The sequence below is a fragment of the Actinomadura rupiterrae genome (assembly GCF_024172125.1).
GTDB lineage: Bacteria > Actinomycetota > Actinomycetes > Streptosporangiales > Streptosporangiaceae > Spirillospora > Spirillospora rupiterrae.
Genome location: NZ_JAMZEA010000001.1, coordinates 47298 through 68950 on the forward strand (window position 1 = coordinate 47298; position 21653 = coordinate 68950).

Below are 21653 nucleotides of genomic sequence, written 5' to 3' on the forward strand. Positions count from 1 at the left end.
GTGAGCAATGACCGCTGGCTCGACGAGGACGCGGGGCCGATCTTCCGCCCGTACACCGTCACGCGCGGGCGGACGAGGCCGCGCGACGACACCCTCGACCTGATCTCCCTGCTGGAGGCGACCGGGCTGCCCGTCCCGCGGCGGACCCGGCTGGACCCCGAGCACCGCCGGGTGCTGGCGGTCTGCGCGCGGCCGGTCACCTTCGCCGACCTGTCGTCCGAGATCGACCTGCCCGTGGGCGTGGTGCGCGTCCTGGTGGACGACCTGCGCGACGAGAACCTGCTCAGGGTGCTCCGGCCCACCCCGACCGGCGACGTCCCGGACGAGCTCGTACTAAGGAAGCTGCTGCATGGACTACGCGCACTCTGACACCGCCGTCCGGAGGCCCGCGGGCGGCCCGCCGATCGCGGCGAAGATCCTCGTCGCGGGCGGGTTCGGCGTCGGCAAGACCACGATGGTGGGCGCGATCAGCGAGATCCGCCCGCTGCGGACCGAGGAGCTGCTCAGCGAGCGCGGCACCGGCGTGGACGACACGACCGGCGTCGCGGGCAAGACCAGCACGACCGTGGCCATGGACTTCGGCCGGATCACGATGGGCGACGGCCTCGTCCTGTACCTGTTCGGGACGCCCGGCCAGCAGCGGTTCTGGTTCATGTGGGACGAGCTGGCGGTCGGCGCGGTCGGCGCCGTGGTGCTCGCCGACGTCCGCCGCCTCGCCGACTGCTTCGCCGCCGTCGACTACTTCGAGGACCGCGGCACGCCGTTCCTCGTCGCGGTGAACTGCTTCGACGGCGCCGAGCGCAAGGACCCGGCGGACGTCCGGATCGCGCTGGACCTCGATCCGGACGTCCCCCTGGTGATGTGCGACGTGCGCAGCCGCGAGTCCGCCAAGCAGGTGCTGATCGGCATGGTCGAGCACGTCCTGGCCCGCACGACCGCCGCCGCAGCCGGGGGCTGATCCGCGCCTCCGCCCGAAACCGCCCGGTCCGGTGCCTTCCGCTGCCCTCGGACACCGCCTGGCCGGACGCCGCCGCCACCGCCGCAGCCAAACGGCAGCGCCGTTCCGCGGTGCCGTTTCCCTGACCCCGCAACATCCCCGCCGAGAAGGAGACAAGCGTGAGCGGAAAGCTCGCAGGCAAGGCCGTCCTCATCACCGGAGCCTCGCAGGGCATCGGCGCGGCGACGGCCCGCGTGTTCGCCGGGTACGGCGCGCGCGTCGTGATCGCCGACATCAACGAGGAGGCCGGGCGCGAGACCGCGGCCCAGATCGGGAAGGACGGCGGCGAGGCGCTGTTCGTCCGCGCGGACGTGACCTCCGGCGCGGACGTCGAGGCCGCCGTCGCCGCGACCGTCGCCGCCTACGGACGCCTCGACGCCGCCGTGAACAACGCGGGCATCGAGGAGCAGGGCTCGGCCCTGCACGAGGTCACCGAGGACGCCTGGGACAAGCTGGTCGCGGTGAACCTCAAGGGCGTCTGGCTGTCCATGAAGTACGAGATCCGGCAGATGCTCGCGCAGGGCGGCGGCACGATCGCCAACATGGCGTCCGTCGCGGGCCTGGTCGGGCTGCCGCTCGGCATCTCGGACTACTCCGCGACCAAGGGCGGTGTGATCGCGATGACCCGCACGGCCGCGATCGAGTACGTCCGGCAGGGCATCCGCGTGAACGCGGTCTGCCCCGGCGTCGTCCGCACCGCCCTGCTGGACGCGGCGATCCAGGGCGGCATGTTCACCGAGGAGCAGGCCGCCGCGCTGCACCCGTCCGGCGTCCTCATGGACCCGGAGGACGTCGCCGAGACCTTCGCCTTCCTCTGCTCGGACGAGTCGAAGCACATCACCGGCCAGTCCATCGCCATCGACGCCGGCATGTCCGCCGCCTGACCCGGACACCGACCGGAAGGCCCCTCGCGGCTCCGGCCGCGGGGGGCCTTCCCGCTTGCCCTCCCTTTAAGCAACCTCAGTTGACAAATGGCGGCAAGCAACCTAGGTTGCTTATATGGGCAGGGAGGATGGCTCGGCGCAGGATCCGGGCGAGGAGCTGGCGGCGGTGGTCGCCATGCGGAGGCTCGCCGACCGGCTGGAGGACGCGGCAGTCGAGAAGGCCATGCGCGCCGGCTGGAGCTGGTCGGACGTGGCGCAGGCGCTCGGGGTGACCCGGCAGGCCGTGCACAAGAAGCACGTGAAGCGGCTCATCGAGGCCGGGGTGCAGTTGCGGAGGAGGAAGTGATGGGCCGGGTGTACGTGGACGCGCTGCTCGTGCGGGCGTCCGAGGAGGCTCGGCGGGCCGGGGCGCGGCTGACCGAGGCCGAGCATCTGCTGCTGGCCCTCGCGGGCGGACCCGAGGGCGGCGAGGTGCGCGGGCTGCTCGATGCCGCGGGCCTGGACCACCAGGGCGTCCAGGACGCGCTCCAGCGGGAGTTCGAGCACGGCCTCAAGACGGCCGGGGTTTCGGGCCTCGATGACGAGGTGTTGCGGCCTCGCGAGGCGGGACGGATGCCGTCCGACATCGGGGAGTCGGGACGGCGCGTCATGGAGCAGGCGATGGCGACGGCGCGGAAGAAGGACCTGCGCGCGCCCCACATCCTGCTCGGGATTCTGGGGCTGAAGGTCGGAACCGTTCCGAGGGCGCTCAAGCTCGCCGAAGTGGACGTCGATGACCTGAGAACGCGAACGCGGGCACTCCTGTAAGGCGCCGACACGAGCGCTGCTGCAAGACGCCGACACGAGCGCTGTAAGACGCCGACACGAGCGCTGCTGCAAGACGCCGACGCGAGGCGGTCGGGCCCTGCGGGGTGTAGGGTCCGACCGCCTCGCGCGGTCAGGCGTTCAGGTGTTCACATCAGGTGATCAGAAGGCGCCGGTGCCGTTCGGGGTGCCGAGGCCGGTCGGGCCGTCCCAGCCGGTGCGGGCGGTGCACAGCTGCGACGGCGAGCACGAGCCGTTGCTGCCGGTGGTGACGTCGAACAGGGACGTCTTGTGGCTGTACGGGTAGTTGTTGTCCACCGAGGACGCGTTGCCCGCGAGGGCGTAGACGGCCGCGATGAGCGGGGCGGACGCGCTGGTGCCGCCGAAGACCATCCAGCCGCTCTGGCCCTGGTAGGCGGTGCTGTCGTAGACGGCCACGCCGGTCGCCGGGTCGGCGACGGCGGAGACGTCCGCGACGGCGCGCTTGGAGCAGCCCGTGCTCGCGCCGGCCTGGCCGGACAGCGCGGTGTTGAGGGACGAGCAGCCGCTGCCCGCGCCGTTCCAGGCGCTCTCGGTCCAGCCGCGGGTGTTGCTCGCCGTCCGCAGCGAGGTGCCGCCGACCGCGGTCACGTAGTGGGACGAGGCCGGGTACTCGACGCCGTAGCCGCCGTCACCGGAGCTGACGGTGATCGCGACGCCCGGGTGGTTGTAGTACTTGCCGTAGGAGGAGTCCGAGGCGTCCGAGCCGCCGTAGCTGTTGCTCACCACGTGCGCCAGCTTGGCGGCCGTGTTCTCGGCGGTGCCGAGGTTGGCGAACGACGGGGTCTTGGCCTCGACCAGGACGATCTTGCAGTTCGGGCAGGCCGCGGAGACCATGTCGAGGTCGAGCGAGATCTCCTGCGCCCAGCCGCCGTCGACGCGCGGGTAGCTGGTGCCGCCGGTCTGGTTCACCTTCTTGAAGCAGCCGTTGGCCGTGGTGCAGGCGGGCAGCCCGTACTGCTGGCGGTAGACGTTCATGTCGGCCTCGGCCGTCGGGTCGTCGTAGGCGTCGACGATCGCGACGGTCTGGCCGGAGCCCGCCGTGCCGGACGGCAGCTTGTAGGCCGCCTGCAGGTTGGCGGGGCTCAGGCCGCTCGGGGCCGCGGCGGCGGCCTTGAGGGTCTTGCTCGACACCGCGACGTCGTTGCGCACGATCGCGTTGCAGTGCGCCTTGCCGGCGGTCGCGTTCGCGCACGCGTGGTGCGTGCCGGCGGGGGCGGCCGGGATCGCGGGGCTCGCCGACGCCGTTCCGAACGGGGTGCCGAGCACGGACGCCGCGGCCAGGATCATTCCGGCCATGGTGGTCCGCATGGGGGGTCGCCGCATGGGCTCTCCTTGGGAAGCGGGGGGACAAGGGCGGCGCGCGTGGATGGCGTGCCGCCCTGGAGGATCACATGCGGGGACGGTGCGCGAATAGCCGGGAAACGCACCTTTAATCACTTCTGTCACAGGTCGCCAGCGCCGCGTCCGGCCGGGTGTGGCAAGCCGCCAAACTTGCACGCTTGAGCAACCGCTAGGGATTCCCCTCTTGCCGCGGAAGGGGCAGCATGTTCGGGTGTCCACCCTCGACGACCTGCGCCGCCTGCCCCCCGAGGAACGCGCCGAGCTGCTGCGGGAGCTGATCCGGCTCGCCGACGACGACCCCCTCGCGATGCCGGGGTTCCGGCTGCGCCGCCGCTTCGCGCTCGCCCTGCTCGTCGCCTGCTGCGTCTGGCTCGTCCCCTGGACGGTGATGCTCGCCTACACGCTCCCCGCGCACTACGAGGCGGGCCAGTGGCGGCTCGCCTGGATCGGCTTCGACATCGCGCTGACCCTCGCGATCGGCGCGACGGCCCTGGCCGGGTTCCGCCGGCTCCAGGTCGTCGTGTTCGGCCAGATCGTCTGCGGGACGCTGCTGATCTGCGACGCCTGGTTCGACACGATGCTGTCCTGGGGGACCCGCGACTTCCCGCTGAGCCTGGCGACCGCCCTGCTCGGCGAGCTGCCCCTCGCGGGGCTGCTCTTCTTCGCCGCGCGCCGGGTGGTGATGGAGACCGTCCACAGCATGTGGAAGCGGGAGGGCCGGATCGGCCCGGAGCCGAGGTTCCGGCAGATCCGCATCTTCACCATCGAGAACCGGCGCTCCCGCCGCGACTGACGCCGGGAGCGAACGCAGCGAATCGAGAGCCCCGCGGGCCGCCGGGAGCGCGGTCCGTCCGGGCCGCCGGGAGCGCGGCCCGAGTCAGCCGCCGGGCCGCCGGGAGCGCGGCCCGGGCGAGGGGGTCAGCCGCGCTGGTCGGCGACGGCCTTGGCGACGGCGTGGAAGGCCGGGAGCGTGTCGCCGTCGTTCACCGAGTACAGCGTCGAGCGGACGATGACGACCTTGCGCGCCGGGTCGACGTAGATGAGCTGGCCGCCGAGCCCGCTCGCGTAGTAGCCGTCGTTGCCGTCGATCCACCAGTGCAGGCCGTAGACCGGGCTGACGCCGGACGGCTTGTGCACCGCGTCCACCCAGGACGCCGGGACGACCGTCCGCCCCGCGACCTGGCCGCCGTCCAGCATCATCTTGCCGAAGCGGGCGAAGTCGCGGTCGGTGGAGTAGATGCAGCAGTAGCCGAGCGCGTGCCCGTGCGAGTCGGTGCCGACGTAGTCGGTGTCGGCCATGCCGGTCGGGCCCCAGATCCGGTCCTGGAGGAACTTGGAGAACGGAATGCCGTAGGCGTTCGCGACGACCTGGGCGAGGACGGCGCTGTTCAGGCTCGTGTAGTTGAACTTGCTGCCCTGCGGCCAGCCGGTGTGCCGTCCCGCGGCCCACTGGACGGGCGTGGACAGGCCGAGGCTGAACGCCGGGTGCATGAAGATGTCGTCGGTCGTCTCGTTCCAGTCGATACCGGACGACATCCGCAGCATGTTGTAGAGCGTGACCTTGCCGTAGTCGGTGCTCGCCAGCTCCGGGACGTACTGGCCGACGGTGTCGTCCAGCGAGTGGATCTTGCCCTCGGAGAGCGCGATGCCGACCGCGTCACCGGTGAACGACTTGGCCATCGACCAGGACTGGAAGCGGCTGTCCTTGCCGTAGCCGGGCGCGTACCACTCGGTCACGATCTTGCTGCCGTCCAGCACCAGGAAGCCCTGCGTGCCGGACGAGGTCAGGTAGTCGTTCAGCGTCTTGGTCTGCCCGCCCGACTGGTAGGTGACGTGCAGGTCGCGCTGCGCGTCGTCGAGCTTGACCGGGTCGCTGGACGGCTTGAGCGGGTCGAACCCCGGCAGCATCGACATGATGTCCGGGACGGCGGGCGGGCCCGGCGGCGCGGTGTCGGCGCGCGCCGCGGACGGCACCGCCAGCACGGCGGCGGTCAGGGCGGAGGCGGTGGCGAGGGACAGCATCCTGCGGCGGCGCATGGCAGCTCCCGGGGGGTGGGCCGCTGACTGATCAACGGGGACGCTAGACCCGGGACCTATTGGACGACAAGTACATCAAGTGACAAGACGAGCCCCCGGCGCCACTCAAACGAACATAAACGTTCTTCTACCGGCGCCTCAGCCGCGACCGGCCGCGCCGCCGCTGACCGGAAACGGACGGCGGCGCGCCCCTTGACCGGCTGATCAACAGCGTCTTAGATGCATCTGCGGTGCACGCGGCCTCGCGCACTGGGCGGTGCGCGGGCCACCAGCGGCTCCGGGGACACTGCCCGCACGGCGACCGCCGCGCGGACGCACCACCCTGTCCGGAGTGTGTCCCTTTGTCCCCACTCTCCACCGCGTTCCGGAGCGCCCCGACCGGGCGGCGCCGGTCCACCCCCCTGCTGGCGGCGCTCGCGCTCACCGGGGCCGCGCTGTCGGCGCTGCCGGTCGCGCAGGCCGCCCGCGACGGCGGCGCGCTGCCCGTCCCGCGCCCGCACGCCACCGACTTCGCCTACGTCGGCGCGTCCGAGACACCGCCGGACCAGGCGCAGTGCGCGTCGGTCGGCCGCCGCTGCTTCGGCCCGCAGGCGCTGCAGAACGCCTACAACCTCGGTCCGCTGCACGCCAAGGGCCAGGACGGCCGCGGACGCACCATCGCGATCGTCGACGCGTTCGGCTACGACCAGGCCGAGGCCGACCTGAAGGTCTACAGCCAGCAGTTCGGCCTGCCGCTGATGTGCGGGATGCCGGGTGTCGCCTGCAAGCCGGGCATGCCGACGTTCAGCCGGCTCAAGCTCGGCGACCGCCCGGTGACCGAGCCGCCGTCGGGCAGCAACGGCACCGGCCAGGAGGACAGCAACGGCTGGGCGCTGGAGGTCGCGCTCGACGTGGACATGGCGCACGCCATGGCGCCCGGCGCGAACATCGTGCTGGTCAGCACGCCGACCGCGGAGACCCTCGGCACGCAGGGCTTCCCGCAGTTCATGGACCTGGAGCAGCAGGTCGTGGACGGCGGCATGGCCGACGTGATCTCGCAGAGCTTCGGCTCCGGCGAGGAGGCGTTCCACTCCACCGCGTCCCTGGAGAACCTGCGGCACGCGTTCAAGGCGGCGGCCGCCAAGGGCGTGACCGTCCTCGCCAGCTCCGGTGACGACGGCAGCGAGAACGGCTTCAAGACGCCGGTGAAGAACCCGGCCGAGATCCCGTACGCGTCCGTCGGCTGGCCCGCGTCCGACCCGCTGGTCACCGGCGTCGGCGGCACCTACCTGTGCCTGGACGGCGCGACCGGCACGCACGTGGACAGCACCAGCGCGCCCGCGTCCTGCGGGAGGTTCCCGGGCCAGCGCGAGATCGGCTGGACGTTCGCCGGCGGCGGCTTCAGCCACGTCTTCAGCAAGCCCGCCTACCAGAACACCCTGCCCGCGGGCTCGACCCCGATCGGCTCGATGCGCGGCGTCCCGGACATCGCGGCCCAGGCCAGCTCCGCGACCGGCGTCCTCGTCCGCGACACCGCGCCCGGCGCGACCGGCATCAAGTGCCCGAGCGGCGACCCGTGCAGCTCCGGCTGGTACGTCGTCGGCGGCACCTCCTCGTCCGCCCCGCAGTGGGCGGGCATGGTCGCGGTCGCCGACCAGATCGCCGGGCACCGCCTCGGCCAGATCAACCAGTCGCTCTACGACCTGTCGAACGGCCCGAATTACGGGGCGTACTTCTTCGACGTGACGACCGGCAACAACTCCAACCCCGACTACCCGAACATCCCGGGCTACCCGGCGACCCAGGGCTGGGACCCGATCACGGGCCTTGGCACCCCGAACGCCGCCGCCCTCCTCCCGGCCCTAGCGGCCCATTCCTGACCCTCCCCTAAACGGTCCCGGCGCGGAACCTCCCAGCTCCGCGCCGGGACCTCCCCTTTCCTGACCGGATACGGTCAGGGCCGTCCGTTCATGCGTGGCGTAGGACTCGGAGATTGTCAGGGGGGTGTGTCAGGGTGGCGGCAGGCCGCTCACCCCCGGAGGTTGCCTGTGGATGCTCCGCTGCCTGCCGAATCCGCTGCTGGACGACGGTCCGTCGGGATCGTCGGGGTCGCTCTCGGCGGGCTGGCCGCCGGGGTCGCGGTTCCGGCGCTGGGCTTCCTGGTGTGGTTCTACTGGCGGGAGGTCCTGGGGCTGCTCGTCGTCGCGGCGCTGGTCTCGGGCGTCGCGTTCCTCACGGTGACGAACCGGCGGCGCGTCGAGCGGGAGCGGGCGGCGGAGCTGCGCGGGCTCGCGCGGCTCGAACGGGTGGACGTGATGTCCGGCGACCAGTTCGAGGAGCTCACGGCGCGGCTGCTGGAGCGGGACGACTTCCGGCGCGTCGAGGTCGTGGGGCGGGCGGGCGACCGGGGTGTGGACGTGCTCGCGCTCGCCCCGGACGGGCGGGAGCTGGCCGTCCAGTGCAAGCGGCAGGCGCGCGCGGTGACCGCCGACCGCGTCCGCAACCTGATCGGCGCGGTGCACTCCACCTACGCGGGACGCGTCGGGGTGCTGGTCACCAACAACCACTTCACCGCGCAGGCCAGGGACGAGGCGCGCGGACGCCTGGTCCTGGTCGACCGGGACGACCTCGCCCGTTGGATGGACGGCGAGCCCCTCGCGTTCTAGCGCCGCCCGTTCGCCTACTCGGACATGCGGATCAGGCGGCGGTCGGCGGCGGCGCGGACGGCGGCCGTGCGGGAGTCGACGCCCAGCTTGCCGAAGATGTGCACCAGGTGGGTCTTGACCGTGGCCTCGCTGATGAACAGCGCGCGGGCGATCTGGCGGTTCGACATGCCCTGCGCGAGGTGTTCGAGGATCTCGACCTCGCGGGGGCTGAGCGCCGGGGCCGGGTCGCGGACGCGGTTGACCAGGCGGGTCGCGACGGCCGGGGACAGCGCGGTCTCGCCGCGGGCCGCCGTCCGGACGCCCTGGAACAGCTCGTCCGGCGGGCCCGCCTTGAGCAGGTAGCCGGACGCGCCGACGTCCAGCGCGCGGGCGATGTCGGCGTCGGAGTCGTAGGTGGTCAGCACGAGGACGCGCGGCGGGTCCGGCAGGGCGAGGACGCGGCGGGTGGCCTCCACGCCGTCGATGCCCTCGCCGAGCCGCAGGTCCATCAGGACCAGGTCGGGGCGCAGCAGGCCCGCCTGCCGGACGGCCTCCTCGCCCGTCCCGGCCTCGCCGGCGACCTCGATGGCGTCCTCGCCGGAGAGCAGGGCGCGCAGCCCGGCCCGGACGACCGGGTGGTCGTCGGCGATCAGCACGCGGATCGGCTCCTCGGCGCTCACGGGCGGCTCCTCGGCGCTCACGGGCGGCTCCTCGGCGCTCACGGGCGGCTCCTCGGCGCTCACGGGCGGCTCCTGGGCAGGCGGGCGGCGACGACGGTGCCCTCGCCGGGTTCGCTCTCGACGACGAGGGTGCCGCCGAGCGGGACGACCCGGTCCCGCATGGCGGGCAGGCCGTAGCCGCGGTCCGGGGCGGCGGCCCGGGGCGCGGACGGGTCGAAGCCGCGGCCGTCGTCGGCGACGTCCAGCGCGACCTCGCCGTCCAGGTAGGACAGGGTGATCACGATGGTGTCCGCGCCGGCGTGCTCGCGGGCGTTGGCGAGCGCGGCCTGCGCGACCCGGTGCAGCGCGGCCTGCTCCTCGGCGGCGAGCGGGTACTCGTGGCCCTCGATCCGCAGCACCGCGCCCTCCCGGTCGGCGAGCGAGCGCAGCGCGTGCGGCAGCGACCCGGCGGCGAGGTCGGACGGCGCGAGCGCGCGGACGAACCGGCGCGCCTCGTCCAGGTTCCCGGCCGCCTCCCCCGCCGCCCGCCGGACCAGCTCGCGGGCGGACGCCGGGTCGGTCTCGAACGACCGGTCGGCGGCCTGCAGGAGCATCCCCATGCTGGTCAGGCCCTGCGCGAGGGTGTCGTGGATCTCCCGGGAGAGCCGCTGCCGCTCGCCGAGGATCCCGGCGGTGCGCTGCGTCTCGGCGAGGGCGCCGGCCATCCGGTTGAACTCCAGGAAGATCACCAGGATCATCGCCGACACCGCGACGGGCGCGAGCACGAGGCTGAGGTCGACCGTCGGGGCCAGCCTGAGCTGGGAGAACACCACCGCGACCGTGACCACGACCGCGCCGAGCACGGCCGTCCGGCGGGTCAGCAGGCGCAGCGCGGCGAAGTACAGCGGCGGCGAGCACCAGGCGAAGCTCGGCGCGAGCACCACCAGCGACAGCCAGACGGCCATGACGACGACCAGCCAGACCAGCAGGCCGCGGTGGCCGAGCCGGTCCCACAGGACCGTCCCGGCAACGTAGAGCAGGACGAGCACGCCGCAGAGCACGAGCTTCGGCCACATGCTCTCGTGCACCCCGTGCCGGGTCACGAACCGGGACGCGGACGCCGCGAGCAGCAGGAAGAACGCCACGTGCATGGCCAGGTCGATCCGCGACTCGGCCGAGCGCGCCACCCGCGCCGCGCCGGTCAGCGGCCCGGTCGCCTCGGCGTCCGCCGGTTCCGTGCTGATCACAAGGCCCTCCTCCCCTGCTCACGAACGGTACTCGGAGCGAAGCTCAGCGCAGCCCACCGGGCATCCATCGTTCGGTTGATGTCGGTCCCAACCGTCCTTGCGATGGAAGCGGCGCGCCCCCGGACCAGAGTTGGAAGCACCGCAGACGGAAGGGATTCACCACCATGAAGAGCATCAAGAACGTCAAGACCCTGGTCGGTATGACGGCGGGCGTCGCCCTGGTCGGCGGCGCCGTGGCGATGTCCGCGGCGACCGCGTCCGCCGCCGCCCCGTCCGGCCCGGCGAAGGCCCCGAGCGCCCCGAGCGCCGTGAGCCAGACCCGCGTGCTCACCGCGGACGCCGCGATGAAGGTCGCCGACGCCGCGCAGAAGGAGGCCGCCAAGCAGCACCAGCGCGTCGCCATCGCGATCGTGGACCGCTCCGGCGACCTGAAGCTGGTCGTCAAGGGCGACGGCGCCGGCCCGCAGACCGTCGAGTCGGCCAAGCGCAAGGCCTACACCGCCGTCGCGTGGGGGCAGCCGACTTCCAAGCTCGCCGCGAACGCCGGTGGCAACGGGCCGTCCGTCCGGGACATCCCGAACACGCTGTTCCTCGCGGGCGGCGTCCCGGTCGCGTCCGGCGGCGCCCCGATCGCGGGCATCGGCGTCGGCGGCGCCCCGCAGGGCTCGATCGACGAGTCCATCGCGCAGGCCGGCCTGAACGCCATCGCGAACCAGCTCGGCTGACGCGCGCATCCTTTGGACGCCCCTTCCGGGCGGCCCCTTCAGCGCGCGTCCTCACGGACCATCCTCCTGGGCCTTCCCCTGTGGGCCCGAACCGGCTCGTGGCTTCCCCGGCCACGGGCCGGTTCCTTTTTGCCCGGCTTGCCGGGCTTTACCAGGAGCCGCCGCCTCCGCCGCCGTCCCCGCCGCCTCCGCCGTGGCCGCCACCGCCGCCGAACCCGCCTCCAGCGAAGCCGCCCGCGTCGCCGCCGGTGTGGCCGTAGCCGCCGAAACCGCCGATCGACGAGCGCGTCCTGCGTGGACGGCGGCCCTTCCGGCGCCGGACGGGGGCGACGCGCTTGGGCACGCGCTTCAGCCCGTCGGGCCCCGCGAACATGAAGGCGAGGGAGTAGAACCGGCGCTCGGCCTCGGCGTCGTCCTTCTTGCCGGTGTAGGAGTACCAGGACGGCAGCGAGCCGCGCGCCCGGTGGGCGCGGATGAAGTGCTGCATCCAGGCGAAGTCGGCCATCGCCGCGGCATACGGGAGGTGCTCCTCCGCCTCGGTCTTGTCGCGTTCGGCGGGGAGCGCGTCGACGTAATGCTGGTAGCGGACGCTCATGTCCTGGCCGCGCCGCGTGTAGGGGTTGTTCTCCGGGCGCAGCAGCCCCGCCGCGAAGGCGAGGACGATCAGCGACGTCCCGATCGCCGCCTCGTCGCCGAAACCGCCGTCCCTTCCCAGGCCGTGCAGGAGCACGACGGCACCGGCGACGCTGACGCCCCAGCCCGCCGCGAGGAACCACGTGCCGAGGCGGGCCGTCCGTTTGCGCAGGTAGGGGTCCCGGCGTTGGCCGACCGACCGGCGGATGGCGTGCTCGATGCGCTTGAGCCGCTCCCGCTCGTCCTGCCCGGGTTCGGCACGGTCCCGGCCGTTGAGCAGCTGTTTGAGGAAGGCCGCTTCGTAGCCGGACAGGTCGCTCGGATCCTGGTCGCCGCAGGTGAGGGTGACGCGTTTGCCGTTGTCGGCGATCCGCAGGTATCCCCGGACGGCCAGGTCGAGCGCGACGACCGCCAGCACGTCCGGCGGGGTGTGGCCGTTCGGGACGCTCGCCACCTCGGCCGGGGGCACGACCTCGCGCGGGAGCGTGGCGGGCAGCCTGCGGCGACGCCGCCGGTCGAGCCAGCGCGTCCCGACGGCCGCGAGCACGGCCAGCAGAACGAACGCGAATGCGGAAAGTCCCGGCACGCCGAGGTGCACCGGGAACGGGCCGGGACGCTGGTTCCGGACCGTACCGGAAGGGAATTTCGCGCGGATCAGCATGCCCTGCCCGGCGCCGAGGTTCTGGCCGAACGCCGCGTTCCCGCCGCCGGTGTTCCACGCGCCCTTGCAGGGTTGCATCCCGAGCGCCGGGCCCGCGAGGCACTCCAGCGACGTGAACGCGGCCGGGCCCTTGAGCCGGACGGTCGCGACGTCGATCGGGACCGTCCACTCGCCGCCGATCGCGTTCCAGCTCAGCTTGTCGGACGCGACGGCGTGCCGGACGTCGTAGTCGATCGTGTAGTGCCGCTGCCCGGTCACCGTCCTCGACGGATCGCCGATCCGGACGTCCAGCTCGTTGCCCTTCCGCGTGACCTGGCTCGGGGCGGGACCGTCGGTGCTGGTGGCGCGCACATGCTCGATCTCGATCCGGTTCGTGGGGATGACCCGGTCGATGCCGTGCTTTCCGGACGCGTCCCCGAAGTCGTACGCGATCTCCTCGTGCACGCGCAGCAGCCCGTCCGCGCCGAGGTCCAGAGTGACCGCGTAGGAGCTGATGTGCTCAGCGGAGGGCGCGGCGGCGTGTGCGGGCGCGGGCGCGGCGAGTGCGGGAGCGGGTGCGGCGTCGGCGGGAGCGGATGCGGCGAGGACGGCCAGTCCGGCCACGACGCAGAGGGGGAACCAGCGCATGACGATTGGACCTACCAGACTTCCGTGCCGGTTCCAATCCGCGCTGATGTGGCGCTAGTCGGACGCCTGGTCGGCGATGACCTCGACGACCTGGTGTGCGGTCTCGGTGGGAAGCGGGAGCGGGTGGCCGCGCCAGCGCTGTGCGGCGAGGACGGCGGCGCCCGTCGCGCCGCCTCCGTACACGGCAGCGGCGATCAGCGACGCGATCTCGGGCGGCAGCTTGCGTTCGAGCAGCTGGAGGCTCGCTCGGTAGGACGCGGCGGTCGCGCACGCGCCAAGCAGTCCCGCCACCGCGCCGAGGCGGAGGGCGGGCAGGCGGAGGCGCGCCTTGCCCGCCATCTCGCGCTGCGCGGAGTCCATGACGAGCTGGACGAGTTCGACGTTCTCGGCCAGCGGCCCGGAGGCGACGGCCCCATGACCCGCGACCTTCGGTTGGCGGCTCATGCCGCGTCCGATACCCGAAAAACACCGGAAAATGCGACCACCTTCGGCGTCCGGGAAGGCGAGCGGTGACCGGGCACGCGACCGCCCTCAGCGTCCGGGAAGGCGGGCGGGGGCCGGACATGCGACCCGCCCTCGGCCTCCGGGAAGGCGGGTGGTGGCCGGGCATGCGACCGCCCTCGGCGTCCGGGGAGGCGGACGGCGAGGGCGGTCCATCAGGCCACCGCTGCCGATCGGTTCAGGCGCGGTGCTTCAAGCCGCGCCCGGACCGGGGCGTTCAGGCGCGGGCGCCCGTCTTCGGGTCGAGGAACAGCTTCCCGGCCCGCGGGTGACGGAAGTCGAACAGGCCGCCGAGGCCGTTCGAGCGCGTGTCGAAGGAGTGGTCGCCGATCCGGCCGAGACCCCAGTTGTCCTCGATGAACTTCAGCACCGAGGTCTGCTCGCTGTAGGAGTGGTCGACGTGGTTGACCTTGCTGTAGGGCGAGATCACCAGCAGCGGCAGGCGCTGGGACGGGCCGCAGCGGTCGGCGTAGCCGCCCGCGACGCGGGCCGTGCCGCACAGCTTGGAGTCGTCCACCGACGCGTCCTTGGAGCCGGTCAGGATGGTCGGCTTCTGGTGGTCGTACCAGCCGTCGGAGTCGTCGTAGGCCACGACGATCGCGGTGTCCTTCCAGAACTTCGACTTCTGGATGGCGTTGATGTACTTCACCAGGAACTGCTGCTCGTCCAGCGGGTCGGAGTAGCCCGCGTGGCCGTCCTGGTAGGCGCCCGCCTTGAGGAAGCTCACAGCCGGCAGGTGGCCGGCCTTGAGCGCGGCGTCGAAGTCGGAGATGTCGTACTGGTGGTTCGCCTGGTCCTGGTGGCCGATCTTCGCGACCGAGGACGGCGGCAGGTGCTTCTCGTTGGCCGTCGACTTGTAGTACTGGAACGGCTCGTGGTGCGGGATGTAGTCGGTGGACGAGATGCCGCCGACGTTCGGGTGCGACGCGTCGCAGGCCGCGTAGGAGCCGTTCTTGCCGGTCGGCTTGAAGCCGCCCTGGAACCAGCCCCAGGTGACCTTCTTGCGGTTCAGCAGGTCGCCGACGTTCGGGCCGGTCATCACGGCGAGGTTGTTGGTCGCCGTGTGGTTCTTGGCCGAGCAGTCGTCGAAGGCCGGCTGCGGGTCGTTGATGACCGTCCCGACGCCGTTCTTGTCCGGCGACTGGATCGCGTAGGAGTCGCTGACCTTCTGGTGGGTCTTGGCGTCCACGGCGTAGCCGCCGTGCGTCTGCCCGGAGACCAGGTTGAGCGCGCCGGGAGTGGACGGGCCGAACACCGTGTCCCACGAGTTGTCGCTCATGGCGTAGTGCTGCGCGTAGTTCCACAGCCCGGTGACGGTGTTGCCGTCGTAGTAGTCCATGACCAGGCCGGGCTCGCCGAACAGCACCGGCTGGCCGGTGCACTTGTCCTTCTCGGTGGCCTGGACGAACTGGTCCATCTTGCCGCCGTTGACGGCCTTCTGCTCGTGCCCGTACGTGTGGTCCTGGTCGCAGGTGAGCGCCTGCTTGGGCGTCAGCCGCTTCGGGTTGTACTGGTTCGGGTTGTGCGTGAGCAGGTTCTTGCTGAGGCCGTTCACCTTCGGCGTCTTCCGCGCGGCGGTGAACTTGGTGCCGTCGGTGTTCGCGGCCTTCGGGTAGGTGCCGAAGTAGTGGTCGAACGAGTTGTTCTCGTCGAACAGCACGACCACGTGCTTGATGGGGGTCTTGGTGCGCGCGTGGGACGCGTCGGTGAAGGTCTCGGCCGCGGTCAGGGCCGTGCCCCGGCCCGTGGCCGTGCCGCAGCCCGCGGCGGTGGCGAGCGCGAGCACGCCCGCCGCGACCGAAGCGACCAGGGCGGGGCGCCGCCTGGTCCAGTTCCCGGGGGTCATTCTTTGCCTCCTGAGCGGATCGCGGCGGCCGGCCTTTCGTTCCCGTGGCCGCGCCGGTCTCCGGATTGATCTCGGGCGGTATCCCACCAGCGCGCGGCGACGAACTCAAGGGCCCCAGGTAACAGCCAGATGACCAGCAGAGATCCGCTGGATGATCGGGTTAGAAAGGTTAGCGAAAGGTTAATTAGCCAAGCGGTCTTTCCCCGCGGAACCCCGCCTCGGGATCAGGAGAGCAGGGCGCGGCCGAGGTAGTCCTTGGCGTCGCGGACGCCGGGCAGGACGAGGAAGTAGCCGCCGCCGAACGGGCGGATGTAGTCCACGAGCGGCTCGTCCTTCAGCCGGTGCTGGACGGCCTCGAACTGGGACGGGATGTCGCGCTGGTAGCAGGTGAAGATCAGGCCCAGGTCGAGGTCGCCCGCCGCGTCCACACCGCGGTCGTAGTTGAAGCCGCGGCGCAGGATGCGGTTGCCGGCGGTCTGCGGGGTGCGCGGGTTCGCCAGCCGGATGTGGCTGGTCAGGGGGATGACCTTGCCGATCGGGTCGGCCGCGAACTTCGGCTCGTCGAACTCGCGGTCGCCGTCCAGCGGCGCGCCGGAGTCGCGGGCGCGGCCGATGAGCTGCTCCTGCTCGCTGATGCCGATCCGGTCCCAGAACTCCACCAGCATCCGGATCAGGCGGACGACCAGGAAGCTGCCGCCGTCCGGCGTCCAGACGAGCTTGCCGAGGTCGGCGGGGGCGGGGTTGGCGGTGCCGTCCCGGAAGCCGAGCAGGTTGCGCGGCGTTCCGGACGGCCTGGGCGGGCTGACGAACCCGTCCATCCGCCAGCGGATCTGCGCCGCGCCGCGCGTGTGCCGGGCGATGTCGCGCAGCGCGTGCAGCACGGTGTCCTCGTCGCGCGCGGACAGCTGGAGGCTGAGGTCGCCGTGGCACCAGGCCGGGTCGAGCGCGTCGTTCGGGAAGGTCGGCATCGCGGTCAGCCGGTCCGGACGGCGCGCGGCGAGGCCGAAGCGCCCGTCGAACAGGGACGCGCCGACACCCACCGTGACCAGCAGGTTCCCGCCGGGCACCTCGGGCCCGAGCATCCCGGAGTCGGTCGGCGGCCCGGAGATGCCCGCGCCGTCCGGGACCCCGCCCGCGGTCAGGACCCGCGCCCGGTCGGTGATCGTCCGCATCAGGTCGGTCAGCTCGGCGCGGTTCCGCGCGATGACGTCGAACGAGACGACCGTCGTGCGCGGCAGCGGCGCCTCCTCGATGCCCGCCTGGTGCGCCCCGTGGAACCCGCGCAACGGCCTGGCGGACGCCTCCGACGCGGCCGCACCGGACACCGACGCCGCGGCCACCCCGCCAACCCCGGCCGCAAGCGCCCCCCGCAAGAACGATCGCCGATCCGTCACTTCACCCTCCCGGTAGAGCCGTCGCCGAACACCCAGGCGCCGTGCTCGTCATGCGTACGGTTCGCGCCACGCGAGCAGCCCAGACCATGCTCGGCGCGCGTGCGGCTCAGGCCGTCCTTGTCGTGCGTGCGGTCCGGGCCGTGCTCGGCGTTCGTCCAGCTCAGGGCGTGGTTGGTGTACGTGTGGTTCATGAGGTGCGGCGGGGGGCGGCGATCTCGGCGATCGGGGCGAGTAGTTCGAGTGCCTGGCCGGTCGTGCCGTTGAGGCGGCGGCGGTCAGGTGGGGACAGGTCCGAGAGCGACGAGCGGCCCTTGAGCTGGGCGTCGAGGCGGTCGAGCCAGGCGTCCACCTGGGGCAGCGCCGGGTAGCGGTCGCGCAGGACGGGGCGCAGGGCGTCGAGCACGAGCCGCGTCCCCTCGACGTTCGCCGCCGCCGTCTGCAACGACGTGCCGGAGCCCTCGTCGGACGCGCCGGTCAGCTCGAACCGGAGCGTCCCTTCGAGGATCTCGTGCGCGCGCAACGGAAGGTCGGCCGGGTCGATGCGCTGCCGGGGCAGGTCGGCCTGGAGGTCGCGGACGTCCTTGTCGAGGCGGTCGGCGACGCGGCCGAGCGAGGACGCGCCCTCGCCGTGCCACAGGCCGTATTCGAGGCGGTGGAAGCCCGTCCAGTCCGGGTCGTGGACGCCGCCGGGCAGCCCGTCCGGACGTCCGTTGATCTTGTCGTCGAAGTCGCCGAACGTGCCGTAGGCCGCGCCGAGCCGCTCGTAGGCGAGGTGCGCGGGCAGCCAGGCGCGGCGCGCCTCCCCGACGTCGCCGGACGCCACGGCGGAACGCAGCGTGCCGGTCAGCCCGGCGAGCCGTCCGACACCGGCGGTGACCTTCGTCCAGTAGGACGTGACCGCGCCCGCCAGCTCGTTCCCGTCCACCGCGCGGACGGCCGGACCCCCGGGACCGCCGCCGGCGATCCGCACGAGCGGGCCGGTGCGCGGGTCGCCCGAACTGTCGTCCGAGCAGCGCAGCGCGTACTCGCCCGCGCCGAGCGTCACCCGCATCGGCCGCGTCACGCCGGGCCCGAGCCCCTCGATCTCGCCGTGCACCGCGCCGGAGCGGTCGACGAGCATCACCTCGGCGATCGCGCTGCCGCTGTTGCGGACGAGCAGCGTCTGCGGACCCGCGTGCGGCCCGGACCAGCCCCTGCCGCAGCGTCCGATCGACGCCTCCAGGACCGTCCCGGACGGCCCGGAGCCGTGCCCGGAGGACAGCAGCCGGTCACCGCCCACGGCCGCCGCGGCGACCGCGGCGAGGGCGGCGACGCCTACCAGCGGCATCCAGGGACGCATCGGGGGAACTCCATCGACGAGCGGACGAACGGGCACACTGTAGCCCCCGTCGGACGCGCCGGCGCCTTCGCCTTGTCGCAGGTGAACGGGGTCGGACGGGCCGGTGAACGGCCGCGGGCGTGCTGACCGCGAGCGAGCGGCGGGATGCGCAGCGTGGGGGCCGGGTTCGCGCGCCGTTCCGTGATCATCTAACGTCCTGCCCCATGGCGTGCGCGGTTTTTTCTGCGAATATCCGGTGTCGCACGATCGGGGTGTTGCATCCTACGGTACGTGTCCGATCGCGCTACGCGCCGTCGCCGCGGGCCGTCCGCACCGGTCCCGCGACGGGCGCGCCGCGCGCCGGCACGAGCCGGTTCGCGCGCACGACGTCCGCCTGACCCCGCCCCCCGAGGACCTGATTCCATGCCAGCACCCGTCCCCGCCGGTCGCCGGGGTGATCACGCCCCGTTGGAACGTGCTCTCGCGGTGTGGCTCGTCGCCGTCGTCGTGCTCGGCGCGGCCTGGCTGTACGGCGTGTTCAAGGCCGGGCACGACCTGCGGCCGGTCGTCGCCTGGGCGGGCGGCGGCGCGGCCCTGGCACTCTGCGTGACGCTCGCCGTCGCCGCCTACTACGCCGCGCTCGCCCGCCGCGCCTGGGACGCCGCGCGGGCCGAGACCGGCGGCGCGGCCTCGCTCGAACGGCAGATCGCCGAGGTCGCCGACTCCACGATGCCCGCGCTGCTGCACCGGGTCGCCGCGGGCGCGCCCGCCGAGGCCGTGCTCGGCGAGATCCTGCCGCCGGCCGACCCGGGGCTGCGGCGCGTCCTCCGGCTCGTCGCGCAGGACGGCTCGGCCCGGCGCCGCGACGCCTCGTCCGCGCAGGCCGTCCTGGACGGGCTGGAGAAGGAGGTCGACCGGATCATCGACGAGGCCATGCCGGTGATCGTCGAGCGGATCCGCCGCGACCGGGTCGGGCCCGAGACCGTCCTGCCGGAGGTCGGCGAGCCCGACAACCCGCTGCTGCGCCGGCTGCTCACCCGCGTCGTCACCGACCTGGCCACCGGGGAGCGCGGCAGCGCCGCCGCGATGATGTCCTGCGCGAACGCCGCCGCGCGCATCCAGGCCGCCTGCACCCGGCTGCTCGGCGACCTGCGCGACCTGGAGCACCGCTACGGCGACGACCCGGTCTTCCACGACCTGCTCGACATCGACCACGAGGTGTCCCAGGCCGGACGCATCGCCGACTCGATCGCGCTGCTCGCCGGCGGCCGCTCCGGCCGCCGCTGGACCAAGCCGATCGTGATGGAGTCGATCCTGCGCGGCGCGATGGGCCGGATCCACGACTACCGCCGCGTCAAGCTGCACTTCACCACCGGCTCCGCCATCGCCGGGTACGCCGCCGAGGGCGTCATGCACTGCCTCGCCGAGCTGATGGACAACGCCGCCTCGTTCTCCGCCGCCAACACCGACGTGCACGTGTACGTCGAGGAGGAGGACGCCGGGATCGTCGTCACCATCGAGGACAGCGGCCTCGGCATGCGGCAGCGCGAGCGCGCCCGCGCCGAGCGGCTGGTGAACGAGCCGTCCGACCTGACCGCGCTGCCCGGCACCCGGCTCGGCCTCGCCGTCGTCGGCCGCCTCGCCGCCAAGCACGGCCTGCGGATCAGCTTCCGCCCGTCCTCGCGCGGCGGCACCGCCGCGATCGTGCTGATCCCCCGCCAGCTGGTCACCCAGCCCCGCCAGGACCTCCTGCCGCCCGAACTGCGCGAGCCGTGGGACGGCTCGTCCCGCCCGCCCCTCGCGGGCACCGGCCTCCCCTCCCCGGAGACCACTCCCCTCACCCCGGGCGAACTCCTCTTCGACGCGGCCTCCGACGGCGCCGCCCCCTCCACCCCCACCGCGTCCGCCTACGGTGCCCCCTGGACCGACGACGACGAAGCCTTCATCTCCTCCGCCTCAACGACGCCCCCCACCTCCCCCCGCAACGACACCCGCACCGGCAGCAGCCAGCCCCCAGCCACGAACACCGCCCGAAGCGCCCTCACGCAAGACACGGACAGCGCGCGAAGCGCAGTCCCCGGAGGCACGGAAAGCGCCCTGCCCCAAGCCACGAACGGCACGCCGACGAACGACCCGCTGGCCGCGGAAGGCGCAGGAAGCCGCCCGCCCCGAGGCGCGGACGGCACGGGAAGCGACCCGGCGCGTGGCGAGAACGGCGCGGGCCCAGCGCGAGGCGCAGAGGGAGCGGGCCTAACGCAAGGCGCGGACAGCGCCGGCCTGGCGCCCGGCGCGGACGGCGCGGACGGCGCGGACGGCGCAGGAAGCTACCCGACGCAAGGCGCGGACAGCGCGGAAAGCGGCCCTGCGCTAGGCGCGGACGGCGCGGAGAGCGCCCTGACGCGAGGCGCGAACAGCGCGGATGGCGCGGGGAGTGGCGGGCCTTTGGAGGACGGCGACGAGGACGACGGGTTCGAACTGCCGCAGCGGCGGCGCGGTGCGACGCTCGCGGCGTCGCCGGACCCGATCGCGCAGGCCGTGGGACGGGACGACGAGAACCGGCCCGCGCCCGGCGCGCGGTTCGCCGCCTTCCGGTCGGCGACCGGCGGGCCTCGGACGGTCGCCCGCGACACCGGCGGCATCCCCACCCCGTCGGCATCCGGCGGCACGACGACCGCATACGCCGACCCCGCGACCGAGGACGCCAAGGCGGACGTTCCAACGCGCGCTGAGGCGGACGTTCCAACGCAGATCGAGGCGGACGTTCCGGCGCAGGCCGGGGTGAACGTGGCAACGGAGGCCGAGGCGGACGCTGCGGCAGAAGTCGAGCCTGTCGCCGGAACCGGTGCCCAGACGGCCGCCGAGATCGACACGACCAGCACGAGCGAGCTGGACGGCGCCCACGTCGCCGCATCTGACGCCACCGCGCCGGAGAGCCCCCTCGCCTCCGACTCCCCCGAATCCGACTCCGCAGAGTCCGAATCCGCAGCGGCCGACTCGGTTGCGCCCAACTCAGTTGCGCCTGACTCGGTTGCGTCCGACTTCAGCGCGTCCCACTCGGCTGTGTCCGGCTCAGTTGCGTCCGAGTCTGGTGCGTCCGAATCCGGTGCGTCCGGGCCAGGTGTTTCGGACGGTTCTCTTGCGTCCGGGGACGGCGTGTCGTCCACCCCGCCTGACGGCACGGCTCCGGAGCGGGATCCGGGGCGGTCATGACCGTCCCCGCGTCCCGGCCCCCGCACGGCGGACTGCCCCTGTTCCGCCCGGCACAACAGATTGGAGGCAGGGGCGGACGTCCCGTGGCGTTCCCCCCGCGATC

The 21653-nt window shown here is 73.0% G+C and carries 20 protein-coding genes; 10 read left to right on the plus strand and 10 right to left on the minus strand.

The window, feature by feature from the left end; genetic code table 11:
* From FHU30_RS00185 to FHU30_RS00205, 5 genes are all read left to right on the plus strand, one after another.
* On the plus strand, nt 1-369 hold the full coding sequence (locus FHU30_RS00185) for a DUF742 domain-containing protein (protein WP_253869836.1): 369 nt from the start codon (nt 1-3) through the stop codon (nt 367-369).
* A complete protein-coding gene (locus FHU30_RS00190) occupies nt 350-958 on the plus strand; it encodes a GTP-binding protein (protein WP_253869838.1) in 609 nt (202 codons plus the stop codon). The genes FHU30_RS00185 and FHU30_RS00190 overlap by 20 nt, the downstream gene beginning before the upstream one ends.
* A gap of 158 nt (nt 959-1116) precedes the next feature.
* Entirely contained in the window at nt 1117-1881 is a 765-nt protein-coding gene (locus FHU30_RS00195; RefSeq protein ID WP_253869841.1) for a glucose 1-dehydrogenase, read from the plus strand.
* Between the two features lie 115 nt (nt 1882-1996).
* The gene (locus tag FHU30_RS00200) at nt 1997-2227 is read left to right on the plus strand and encodes a winged helix-turn-helix domain-containing protein (protein ID WP_253869844.1); all 231 of its coding nucleotides are present in this window, start codon (nt 1997-1999) and stop codon (nt 2225-2227) included.
* A complete protein-coding gene (locus FHU30_RS00205) occupies nt 2227-2688 on the plus strand; it encodes a Clp protease N-terminal domain-containing protein (RefSeq protein ID WP_253869847.1) in 462 nt (153 codons plus the stop codon). Before FHU30_RS00200 ends, FHU30_RS00205 begins: the two co-directional genes overlap by 1 nt.
* 159 nt (nt 2689-2847) lie before the next feature.
* Here FHU30_RS00205 and FHU30_RS00210 read toward each other — a convergent pair whose 3' ends face one another.
* A complete protein-coding gene (locus FHU30_RS00210) occupies nt 2848-4050 on the minus strand; it encodes a S53 family peptidase (protein WP_253869850.1) in 1203 nt (400 codons plus the stop codon).
* Between the two features lie 229 nt (nt 4051-4279).
* Between FHU30_RS00210 and FHU30_RS00215 the strand changes: the two genes are divergently transcribed.
* On the plus strand, nt 4280-4861 hold the full coding sequence (locus FHU30_RS00215) for a hypothetical protein (RefSeq protein WP_253869853.1): 582 nt from the start codon (nt 4280-4282) through the stop codon (nt 4859-4861).
* 125 nt (nt 4862-4986) lie between these two features.
* On the opposite strand, the gene FHU30_RS00220 is transcribed toward FHU30_RS00215, so the two are convergent.
* Nucleotides 4987-6105: a serine hydrolase domain-containing protein gene (locus FHU30_RS00220; RefSeq protein ID WP_253869856.1), complete on the minus strand. Its 1119-nt coding sequence runs from the start codon at nt 6103-6105 to the stop codon at nt 4987-4989.
* Nucleotides 6106-6446: 341 nt separating this feature from the next.
* Here FHU30_RS00220 and FHU30_RS00225 point away from each other — a divergent pair, with 341 nt between their 5' ends.
* Together FHU30_RS00225 and FHU30_RS46815 are read left to right on the plus strand one after the other, a co-directional pair.
* Nucleotides 6447-7964, plus strand: coding sequence for a S53 family peptidase (locus tag FHU30_RS00225; RefSeq protein WP_253869859.1), 1518 nt, complete (start codon nt 6447-6449; stop codon nt 7962-7964).
* 168 nt (nt 7965-8132) lie between these two features.
* Nucleotides 8133-8750, plus strand: a complete 618-nt coding sequence (locus FHU30_RS46815; RefSeq protein WP_253869862.1) for a restriction endonuclease — start codon at nt 8133-8135, stop codon at nt 8748-8750.
* Nucleotides 8751-8764: 14 nt separating this feature from the next.
* Here the strand turns inward: FHU30_RS46815 and FHU30_RS00235 are convergent, their stop codons facing one another.
* Both FHU30_RS00235 and FHU30_RS46820 read right to left on the minus strand, forming a co-directional pair.
* Nucleotides 8765-9409, minus strand: coding sequence for a response regulator (locus FHU30_RS00235; RefSeq protein ID WP_372503840.1), 645 nt, complete (start codon nt 9407-9409; stop codon nt 8765-8767).
* 59 nt (nt 9410-9468) lie between these two features.
* The gene (locus tag FHU30_RS46820; RefSeq protein ID WP_253869864.1) at nt 9469-10635 is read right to left on the minus strand and encodes a sensor histidine kinase; all 1167 of its coding nucleotides are present in this window, start codon (nt 10633-10635) and stop codon (nt 9469-9471) included.
* A 164-nt stretch (nt 10636-10799) separates the two neighbouring features.
* Between FHU30_RS46820 and FHU30_RS00245 the strand changes: the two genes are divergently transcribed.
* Nucleotides 10800-11360: a GlcG/HbpS family heme-binding protein gene (locus tag FHU30_RS00245; RefSeq protein ID WP_253869866.1), complete on the plus strand. Its 561-nt coding sequence runs from the start codon at nt 10800-10802 to the stop codon at nt 11358-11360.
* 148 nt (nt 11361-11508) lie between these two features.
* Here the strand turns inward: FHU30_RS00245 and FHU30_RS00250 are convergent, their stop codons facing one another.
* From FHU30_RS00250 to FHU30_RS00275, 6 genes are all read right to left on the minus strand, one after another.
* Nucleotides 11509-13281, minus strand: coding sequence for a DUF2207 domain-containing protein (locus FHU30_RS00250; protein ID WP_253869869.1), 1773 nt, complete (start codon nt 13279-13281; stop codon nt 11509-11511).
* A gap of 54 nt (nt 13282-13335) precedes the next feature.
* Complete coding sequence (locus tag FHU30_RS00255) at nt 13336-13725, minus strand: phage holin family protein (RefSeq protein ID WP_253869872.1); 390 nt, start codon at nt 13723-13725, stop codon at nt 13336-13338.
* Nucleotides 13726-13999: 274 nt separating this feature from the next.
* Nucleotides 14000-15628 (minus strand): phospholipase C, encoded by a 1629-nt coding sequence (locus tag FHU30_RS00260; RefSeq protein ID WP_253869875.1) that lies wholly within the window; start codon nt 15626-15628, stop codon nt 14000-14002.
* A 224-nt stretch (nt 15629-15852) separates the two neighbouring features.
* The gene (locus FHU30_RS00265) at nt 15853-16968 is read right to left on the minus strand and encodes a Dyp-type peroxidase (RefSeq protein WP_253869878.1); all 1116 of its coding nucleotides are present in this window, start codon (nt 16966-16968) and stop codon (nt 15853-15855) included.
* Between the two features lie 50 nt (nt 16969-17018).
* A complete protein-coding gene (locus tag FHU30_RS00270) occupies nt 17019-17213 on the minus strand; it encodes a hypothetical protein (protein WP_253869880.1) in 195 nt (64 codons plus the stop codon).
* Nucleotides 17210-18361, minus strand: a complete 1152-nt coding sequence (locus tag FHU30_RS00275; RefSeq protein ID WP_253869884.1) for an EfeM/EfeO family lipoprotein — start codon at nt 18359-18361, stop codon at nt 17210-17212. Before FHU30_RS00275 ends, FHU30_RS00270 begins: the two co-directional genes overlap by 4 nt.
* 447 nt (nt 18362-18808) lie before the next feature.
* On the opposite strand from FHU30_RS00275, the gene FHU30_RS00280 reads away from it, so the two are divergent.
* Nucleotides 18809-21550 carry an ATP-binding protein gene (locus tag FHU30_RS00280; protein ID WP_253869887.1) on the plus strand — a complete coding sequence of 914 codons (2742 nt, stop codon included), beginning with the start codon at nt 18809-18811 and terminating at the stop codon, nt 21548-21550.
* The last annotated feature ends 103 nt before the right edge of the window (nt 21551-21653 follow it).

What these genes read in the sequence shown, in the direction of transcription:
- FHU30_RS00210 (WP_253869850.1), bottom strand. Translation starts at nt 4,050, where the DNA reads ATGCGGCGACCCCCCATGCGGACCACCATGGCCGGAATGATCCTGGCC.
- FHU30_RS00250 (WP_253869869.1), bottom strand. Translation starts at nt 13,281, where the DNA reads ATGCGCTGGTTCCCCCTCTGCGTCGTGGCCGGACTGGCCGTCCTCGCC.
- FHU30_RS00255 (WP_253869872.1), bottom strand. Translation starts at nt 13,725, where the DNA reads ATGAGCCGCCAACCGAAGGTCGCGGGTCATGGGGCCGTCGCCTCCGGG.
- FHU30_RS00270 (WP_253869880.1), bottom strand. Translation starts at nt 17,213, where the DNA reads ATGAACCACACGTACACCAACCACGCCCTGAGCTGGACGAACGCCGAG.
- FHU30_RS00190 (WP_253869838.1), top strand. Translation starts at nt 350, where the DNA reads ATGGACTACGCGCACTCTGACACCGCCGTCCGGAGGCCCGCGGGCGGC.
- FHU30_RS00220 (WP_253869856.1), bottom strand. Translation starts at nt 6,105, where the DNA reads ATGCGCCGCCGCAGGATGCTGTCCCTCGCCACCGCCTCCGCCCTGACC.
- FHU30_RS00260 (WP_253869875.1), bottom strand. Translation starts at nt 15,628, where the DNA reads ATGACCCCCGGGAACTGGACCAGGCGGCGCCCCGCCCTGGTCGCTTCG.
- FHU30_RS00205 (WP_253869847.1), top strand. Translation starts at nt 2,227, where the DNA reads ATGGGCCGGGTGTACGTGGACGCGCTGCTCGTGCGGGCGTCCGAGGAG.
- FHU30_RS00200 (WP_253869844.1), top strand. Translation starts at nt 1,997, where the DNA reads ATGGGCAGGGAGGATGGCTCGGCGCAGGATCCGGGCGAGGAGCTGGCG.
- FHU30_RS00275 (WP_253869884.1), bottom strand. Translation starts at nt 18,361, where the DNA reads ATGCGTCCCTGGATGCCGCTGGTAGGCGTCGCCGCCCTCGCCGCGGTC.
- FHU30_RS00245 (WP_253869866.1), top strand. Translation starts at nt 10,800, where the DNA reads ATGAAGAGCATCAAGAACGTCAAGACCCTGGTCGGTATGACGGCGGGC.